General features: G+C 42.3%; 4 protein-coding genes and 1 tRNA gene. 1 reads left to right on the top strand and 4 read right to left on the bottom strand.

The genetic code is table 11. The annotated features are described in order from the left end of the window. The first annotated feature begins 107 nt into the window (after positions 1–107). Positions 108–1,640: a S8 family serine peptidase gene (locus ACTJKG_RS05305; protein ID WP_440738535.1), complete on the top strand. Its 1,533-nt coding sequence runs from the start codon at positions 108–110 to the stop codon at positions 1,638–1,640. A gap of 9 nt (positions 1,641–1,649) precedes the next feature. On the opposite strand, the gene ACTJKG_RS05300 is transcribed toward ACTJKG_RS05305, so the two are convergent. The 4 genes from ACTJKG_RS05300 to infB all read right to left on the bottom strand — a co-directional run bounded on the left by ACTJKG_RS05300 (position 1,650) and on the right by infB (position 8,651). After that, complete coding sequence (locus tag ACTJKG_RS05300) at positions 1,650–2,681, bottom strand: AAA family ATPase (protein ID WP_440738534.1); 1,032 nt, start codon at positions 2,679–2,681, stop codon at positions 1,650–1,652. Between the two features lie 611 nt (positions 2,682–3,292). Continuing rightward, entirely contained in the window at positions 3,293–4,543 is a 1,251-nt protein-coding gene (locus ACTJKG_RS05295) for a site-specific integrase (RefSeq protein ID WP_440738533.1), read from the bottom strand. A gap of 245 nt (positions 4,544–4,788) precedes the next feature. Beyond that, positions 4,789–4,865 (bottom strand) — tRNA-Asp (locus ACTJKG_RS05290). A 765-nt stretch (positions 4,866–5,630) separates the two neighbouring features. Then, entirely contained in the window at positions 5,631–8,651 is a 3,021-nt protein-coding gene (gene infB / locus ACTJKG_RS05285) for a translation initiation factor IF-2 (protein ID WP_440738532.1), read from the bottom strand. Positions 8,652–8,658: the final 7 nt, after the last annotated feature.

The following is an 8,658-nucleotide window of genomic DNA, read 5'->3' as shown; positions in this document are numbered from 1 at the left end:
GGACAAAAACATCCGCTCCCAGGAGCCTATCTGTACAACAACTTTACTCTCTTTCAAACCCTAACTCAGAGGGGTCACTTTAGATTGGCGAAGAGGGGTCAATATCATTGGTATATCCAAGCTATAATGGCGATTACTCCTTTTTTGCATATTTATTAGACAAGCTGAGTTATGAATTGGATATCTTGTTTTTTATCTCGGCGGGCAATCTGAATGCGGATGACTTATTTATCATTTATGACCGGATGCAAACGCCCGGTTATGCCCCCCTGTTGGATTATCCTGCACATTTTTTCTCACCGGAGGAGATGTCCGATGAACACAGTTGCGAGGCAACCAATCTGAAAGAACCGGCGGAATCACTCAACAATATGACTGTCGGTGCGCTGGCTGATAATTTAAATGCCGGGACCTTGGTGGATATGTCATTGGATAAGATCACGCCTGCATATTATACCAGTAAGTACCATGTGAGCCCTTACTATAAAGTCAATGGTGGCAGGTTGAAAAGCAAGCATATCAATTATCGTTTATTTAAACCTGATATTGTTTTTCCGGGTGGGGATTATGGAGCTGACAGTGCGGGTATGCAAGTATTGAGCACCGGGGTGGGTACCGATCTGTACAGACAGGAATGCGGTACAAGCTTCGCAACGCCGTTTGCCACTAATCTTGCCGCACAGATAGCACATAAATATCCGACCATTAATACGCAATCTATTAAGGCATTGATGATCAATTCTTCGACGCCTACTGCACCATCCGGATTTTTACAGGACCACTTGAACCGCTTGAAAGAGAAGTTTTCCGTGCTGGAATTTGGAAAATCTCTGGCTGCTTTATCACGTTCTGAAAAATTGAAGATCAATAAGTGGTTTCATCAGGAGGATCTGCTCAGCCGACTGATGGGGCATGGTAAGCCGGATCCGGTCAAAGCGCTAAGTTCAGACCGGAAATCTATTACGGTTATTATTGAAGACCGTATCGCGGTGGACACCCATAAAGCGATCCCTATTCATCTGCCAAAATATCTGAATGCTTTTGGTAAACAAAGTACGCTGATCGAAGTGGAAGCCACGCTCTGTTATAAATTTCATCCGGACTTTTATGAACAAATGGGTTATAATCCTTTGCATATCAGTTTTAACTTTATCAAAACATTTACTGATCCAGTCAAAACGGCCAAAGTTGCGGCATACCGGCAGGATGCGGATGGCTTAAATTTTTATACTCCCTTATATCGGGGGCTTACGGAAGCGGCAGATAAGAACACGGCCCGGAAAGAGGCATTGGGTGTTAAACGTGTCCTGGAAACCTGGTCGGACGATTTTTATCCAAATATCAGGCAGTTCTCGAATACGCAAAAACTTAAGCTGAAGATCAATATCAATGACCTGGCAAAAACGGGTAATGAGATCTCGCTGATCGTGAGATGTACCGGGAAATCTGAGGCGTCTTACGAGGTGAAGAATTACCTGAGCGGTCAACATCCCTTTTCTATGGTATTGACTTTCTCTGAATTAACAAAAAAGGATTTTTCCGGAGTTGATTTTTATGAACAGTTTACGAATATCAATGTAACAGCGGATATCGTTGCCGCACTGGAAGCGGAGGCAGACGATCTGGAAGCTGATTTTTAATTATTGAAGTTATTGAGCCGGTACAACCGGCTCTTTTTTGATCAGTGCTATTTTTTCACTGGCAATCAGGTTGCTCCAGATCTTTGTGTCCAATTGTTGGAGCTGGTTATTGATAAAGGATTTTTTCATCGCATTGCTCAATGTTTTTTGAATGCTGTAGAAAGATAATCCATGGCATTTTGGTAATAATTTTTTTACCTGCGACTGATCGTAATCGAATTTGCTGTTCCGTAGTGTTTTATGCACGAGTTCTTCGACCTGCTCTTTACTTGGCTTATCCAGTTTAACGATCAGGTCAAAACGGCGCAGCAATGCCTCGTCCAGCATATTTACCTGGTTGGTGGCTGCGATGACCATGGTATCCTGGGGCAAGTAGTCAAATAATTGCAGGATGGTATTGACCACCCGTTTCATTTCGCCATGATCCTGGCTGTAGTCCCTGATCTTACCTAAGCTATCGAATTCGTCAAAAAATATGATACAATCTTCTTTGGCGGCTTTCTTGAATATCTTACTGATATTTTTACTGGTCTCTCCCAGTTTAGAGGACACAATTGCGCCAAGATTGACCACATAGATCATTTTGTTCAATTCGCCGGCCAGTATGTAGGCTGCCAGGGTTTTTCCGCAGCCGGATGGACCATGAAAAAGGATCTTATTGGATATAGGTAGTTCTAATTGACGGATCACGCCTGCAAACTGATGCTCCTTGATAAAAAAGGAAAGTTCTTCTTTAACTTCGTCTGTACAGATGATCTGCTCAAAAGAATAATCGGATGTAACCTTATCCAGGATAAATTCCCTGATCTCCCGCTCATCCTCCCTGTCGTAATAGTTGTTGGATTCAACTTTTACCAAGCCGGAGAATTTCTGCTCTTTTAAAGACTCTTTTAAGATGGATTGAAGCTGTAACGCAAAGTTGAGTTTTTTCGTTTTTTTCGAATGCTCGATCAGTTCGCTTAAGGTTTTAAGCAAATTGTCCTGGTCATTCTCCAGACCGTATTTAGCAATCTCTTTTACGAAATCAAATTGTGTCGACATGCTTTTCTTTACGCTAATATTAGCTAATTATTTTATTTTTTACGAATTCAATTCTCTGAATGTTATTAACAAAACAAATGCCTGATTATTAAATCGCGAAGATATCAATACTGGAGGCATAATTTGCGAAAAAAAAGTGGAGAAAATTCATATGCAAAAATACTAAAATAATTAGCAAAGTAAAAAACGTATGTTTAAGATGCGATCATCCGAATACGTTGTGGGGGAAATAATGCCATGAATGTGGATATTCCGGTATGCTTGACCATGTTGTTCCGTGCTCATTGGACCAACGAGTCGTGTTAATGAATATAAATTTCAAATATCTAACTCAAAAAGATAGCATGGTCAAAGTGTAACGGAACGCCCTGACCTCTATTTGCGGAACCCATTGATCAACGGCTCCGGAATATCTATTGAGTAAGCCATACATTCTCATTTTCGATTTTTACGTCAACTGATGTTTGCCCGTCTTCTGTTTTATATATTATAACTTTATCGCTATTCATGATTTTTAAATTTAATGTTTTACTTGCTAATGGCCGTTGTTTGATAGCAGATTTGCTACACGCTGTGTAGCAAATCTGAAGGCCTTTTACAACCAAATCTTTTTAATAAATAGTAATCTGGTTTTGGGCAGGCCCCATTTGCTGAAGCTTGCCCTTTAACCTCTCCATATCCTCGCTGATCTTCAAATCAACAATCTTGGCATAGTGCTGGGTTTGTTTAAGTGATTTATGCCCCAACATTTTGGAAACCGTTTCTATAGGGACGCCATTACTTAATGTTACTGTTGTTGCGAAGGTGTGACGGGCGATATGAAAAGTCAGGTTTTTATTGATCCGGCAACCATCAGCAATTTCTTTGAGGTAGGAATTCATTTTCTGATTGGTCAATACCGGTAATACTAAGCCTTTATTTACACATTTTGGATCGTCGTCATACTTCGCCATGATTTTCAATGCAGCTGGCAATAGCGGAAGGCGCGTAGCGGATTCTGTTTTCTGGCGAGTGGTTACGATCCATTTTCCACCGTCAACGCCTGTAATGATATCAGAACGTCTTAATTGATAAACATCCACATAAGCCAAACCTGTATAACAGCTGAAAAGAAAAATATCACGGACATGATTCAACCTATCGGTTTCGAAATCCTTATTTTCAATATCATTCAGTTCTTCCTTTGTCAAAGCTACGCGGATCACTTCTTTTCTGTTAGTTTTAAATCCCGCAAACGGATCTTTAAGCAGCCAGCCTTTTTTGATGCATTCTAACACAATCTTTTTAAAGTTTCCGAGATATTTCATCGTTGCGTTATGCCCGCACCTTCTGACACTCTTTAACCAGAATGCAAATTGCGAAACAAACTCATAGTCCAAATCTTTAACATCAACATCCTCTACATGGTATTTCCATTGTATAAAAGCCGCAGTATGATCATGCGCAGTCTTGTAGCGCATTAATGTAGACGGCGCGAACTCTTGGCCAACCAAAGCTTTCATCTGCTCATTGTGGTGTTTGAACTCACCGAGAATCATGCGCTTTTCGTCACCTTGCCCTGTAAGCACATTTTTGAGGCTTTCCGCGGTCAGCGCTTTATCCGCATCCATTAACATTTTCTTGGCCTGGTACACCTTGCTGCACATCACATCCAGGTAACTGTTAAGCGCTTTTGCATCTTCTTTTAGGCCGGTCGCCCGTCCCGCAGAAGCATTCCATCGCAGGTTATCCCATTGCCTTTTAGTGGCAATATCTTTTGATATGCCATCTACCGTTAAACGCAGATAAATATACCTTGCATTTCCTTTTTCATTTTTGGGCTTCTTCAGAAAGAAGAACAGCCCGAAGCTTTTTTCTAACATAACGAACATTAAAGGGTAAAACAAATGTCGAAATGCTGCGCCTTTAAAACAAGATGTTCAATAACAGAACAGGTTTATAATCAGATTATTATAAAGATTTCAACGCGTCTTTTTTTCAAAATAAAAGACGTCATAAATGACGCGCTTAGATAATGAATAATCCGGTTTGCTTTGGAGGGCCTTAAAAACCAAAAAGCCTTTAAATCATATGATTTAAAGGCTTTTGAACATTTTTAAAATGCTTTTGGCGGAATGGACGGGACTCGAACCCGCGACCCCATGCGTGACAGGCATGTATTCTAACCAGCTGAACTACCACTCCGTTTTTGGGTCTGCAAATATACGCAGCTTTTTGTATTACGCAAATGGTTTTGAAAAAAAACTTTTTTATTGTGGCGTTATTACTCTTTTCCGGTGCTATCGCCTATAGACAGGTGCCATTTTACCATTTTATAAACAACTCAATATCAACCAAAACCAGCTACTGCCTATTCAAAATTTCCATTTTTAGACCTTTTAAACTTTTTTTAATTTATTTTACATCAAAGGTAAAATAACGGCTGCCAGCAGCTCCAGCAGGAGCAATTTCCGCTTTAATTCAATAATTTTTTTGGTTTTAACTACTAATTGGCTTTTTCTATCAGTGTTGATATTCACATTAAACTACCTAAATGGAAGGCTGTGAAAATCACATATCCGGCTTTTAGCAATTTCGTCTGTAGCATAAAAAGAGTCTGCTTTTATGGTAGGTTGCTACGGTCATATTTGCATACGGCAAATAACTGTAGTTGATAGCTGCCCCGAATGAAACACCAATGTTACATCTGTATTGACTAAACCGACAATCAAAATACCTGTCTATCAGTTATAACAATTAAATAAACATTATGAAAGCTTTAAAAATATTAGCGGTTGTATTATTTGCAACATTTGCCTATACCACCGCCAGCGCACAAACACATCACTGTCGTCATGTAGTGCACCGTCATCACCATCCTGTTGTACACCATCCACGTCATCACAGATTGTAAAATAAAAAAGGCCCTTAAAAAGGGCCTTTTTTATTTTACATATCGGAAAGTTGCTATTACAATTTACGTTTCACTTCTACATTTTCATAGGCTTCAACAATGTCGCCTACTTCAATGTTATTAAAGTTTTGAATGTTCAAACCGCACTCATAACCCGCATTTACTTCCTTAACATCATCTTTAAAGCGTTTCAATGATGCCAGCTCACCGGTATAGATCACCACACCATCGCGAATGATACGGATCTTACTGTTACGGTTAATTTTACCATCCAACACCATACAACCGGCAATAGTACCCACCTTGCTGATCTTGAAGGTTTCGCGTATCTCGACATTGGCAACGATCTTCTCTTCAAATGTTGGTGCAAGCATACCTTCCATCGCGGCTTTGATCTCGTTGATCGCATCGTAGATGATAGAATACAACCTGATATCGATCTGTTCGGCCTCAGCCAACTTACGGGCACTGCCTGACGGACGAACCTGGAAACCGATAATGATCGCATCTGAGGCAGATGCCAACAATACATCAGATTCAGAGATCTGACCAACTGCTTTAGATATGATATTAACCTGTATCTGTTCGGTTGATAGTTTCAGTAATGAATCCGATAACGCTTCGATAGATCCATCCACGTCACCCTTAACAATGATGTTCAACTCCTTAAAGTTACCCACTGCCAAACGACGGCCGATCTCATCAAGGGTGATGTGTTTCTGTGTACGTAAACCTTGCTCACGTTGTAATTGCAAACGTTTATTGGCAATTTCACGGGCTTCAACTTCACTCTCCAGCACGTTAAACTTATCCCCTGCTGTAGGCGCCCCCTGCATACCCAATACCTGTACCGGTGTTGACGGTCCTGCAGATTCAACTCTTTGTCCGCGCTCGTTAGTTAACGCCTTAACACGACCGCTGTAACAGCCTGCCAGTATCGGGTCACCAACCTTTAAGCGACCAGCCTGTACCAGGATAGTGGTTACAATACCACGACCTTTATCCAGAGCGGCTTCAATAACCGTACCTACGGCACGTTTATTCGGATTGGCTTTCAGTTCCAGCAATTCGGCCTCAAGCAATACTTTTTCTAAAAGCAGCTCAACATTTAAGCCTGTTTTGGCTGATATTTCCTGGGTTTGATATTTACCGCCCCACTCTTCAACCAAAATGTTCATTGCCGAAAGCTGCTCACGTACTTTATCGGCGTTAGCGCCTGGCTTATCAATTTTGTTGAAAGCAAAGATAATAGGTGCACCTGCTGCCTGCGCGTGGTTTATGGCCTCGCGGGTTTGCGGCATCACGCTATCGTCTGCAGCAATTACTATAATTACAATATCCGTTACCTGTGCCCCCCTTGCACGCATAGCGGTAAACGCCTCGTGACCTGGAGTATCCAGGAATGTTATTTTACCTTTATCGCCAGGCAGGGTTACCTCATATGCACCAATGTGCTGGGTAATACCACCGGCCTCGCCGCCTATTACGTTAGTTTTACGTATAAAGTCGAGCAGGGATGTTTTACCGTGGTCAACGTGCCCCATAATGGTCACTATCGGCGCACGTGGTATCAGATCTGCCGGATCATCTTCCTGCTCCAAGTTGGCTTCCTCGTCCTGTGGTTTTACAAACTCTATCTGATAACCAAACTCGTCGGCAACTATGCTTAGGGTTTCGGCATCAAGCCTTTGGTTAATAGACACGAATAAACCCAGGCTCATACAGGTAGATATGATCTGCGTTACAGATACATCCATCATTAAAGCCAACTCATTCGCGGTTACGAACTCGGTAACCTTTAATACTTTGGATTGTAGTTCCTGCTCTAATGCCAGTTCTTCGGCACTTGAGGCCACATCATCACGTTTTTGACGACGGAATTTAGCCCTTTGCGCAAATTTACCCGACTTACCGGCTCCGCTTAAACGGGCCAGTGTAGCCTTAATCTGGTCTTGTATATCTTTTTCAGATGGTTCCTCTTTTGGTGTATTGTTCTGAGGAGCGTTACGGTTGTTCCTGAAATCGGGACGATTGCCACCACCCTGGTTAGGACCACCCGCGTTTGGATTATTACCACGGTTCCTGAAATCAGGACGGTTTGGATTAATCGTTCCGCCTGCAGGTGGATTATTATGTCCTTGTCCCTGCTGTGGTTGCTGGTGATTACCACCACCTTGCTGTCCGCCACCATGTTGCGGGTTACCCTGGTTATCCTTACGTTTTCTTTTACGCTTATGATCGGCGTTATTAGCGTTTGATGATGATGCCACCGGATTACGTTTAGGCGCGTTAACCGGCAATTGTATTTTACCGATCACGTTAGGCCCAGTAAGTCTTTCGGCCTTTGCCCTGATCACATCAGGTTCCTGGTTCTCATCAGCAGCAGCCTCGGCAACCGGGGCTTGTACAGCAGGGGGTGCCGGCGGAGTTACGGGTGCTTTTGGTTCTTCGGCTTTAGGCGTTTCAACAACAGGCTGTTGTTTTGGCTCTTCGGCTTTTGGGGCTTCCGGAGCTTTTTCTACTGGCGCTTCGGCATTAGGCTCTGGTTTGGGCTCTGGAGCCACAACTTCCGGCTGTTTAGCAACCTCTACAGGTTTTACCACCTCCGCGGGTTTTTCGGCCGCAGGTTGTGGTTTCGCGTTCAGGTTATTAAGATCTATTTTACCCACAACCTTAACACCCGGCAAAACGTCGTTACGTTCTTCGGTTTTTTCAGAAGCTGTTTCAACCGGTTTTGGTTTTTCTGTCTGCGGCGAAGCATAATGACCAGTATTTTTGATCAATATCTCCTCGTTCTCAAAATCCCTTGAACGGCGGTTTTCAACCGGCTTTTCCGGAAACGCAGCAGGCTCTTCTTTTCTGATCTTTCCGATACTGATCTGCTTGGCTTCCTCCTTGATACTTTTGTCAACAGCAAACTCCTTCAACAATGCGGAGTACATGTCGCTATCCAGCTTCGCCATAGGTTGTTTTTCAACCTTATAGCCCTTTGTAGCCAAAAAATCGACAATGGTACTCATACCAATGTTGAGTTCTTTTACTGCTTTAATTAATTTTATTGATTTGTCTTCTGACATTTATTAT

It is taken from the genome of Mucilaginibacter sp. 22184 (assembly GCF_052045695.1).
In the GTDB taxonomy this organism is placed as follows: Bacteria; Bacteroidota; Bacteroidia; order Sphingobacteriales; family Sphingobacteriaceae; genus Mucilaginibacter.
Note: the sequence above shows the minus strand (reverse complement) of the source record. Positions and strands in the feature narration are given on the sequence as shown.

Coding starts and splice junctions, on each gene's coding strand:
- ACTJKG_RS05300 (WP_440738534.1), bottom strand. CDS start 2,681: ATGTCGACACAATTTGATTTCGTAAAAGAGATTGCTAAATACGGTCTG.
- ACTJKG_RS05295 (WP_440738533.1), bottom strand. CDS start 4,543: ATGTTAGAAAAAAGCTTCGGGCTGTTCTTCTTTCTGAAGAAGCCCAAA.
- infB (WP_440738532.1), bottom strand. CDS start 8,651: ATGTCAGAAGACAAATCAATAAAATTAATTAAAGCAGTAAAAGAACTC.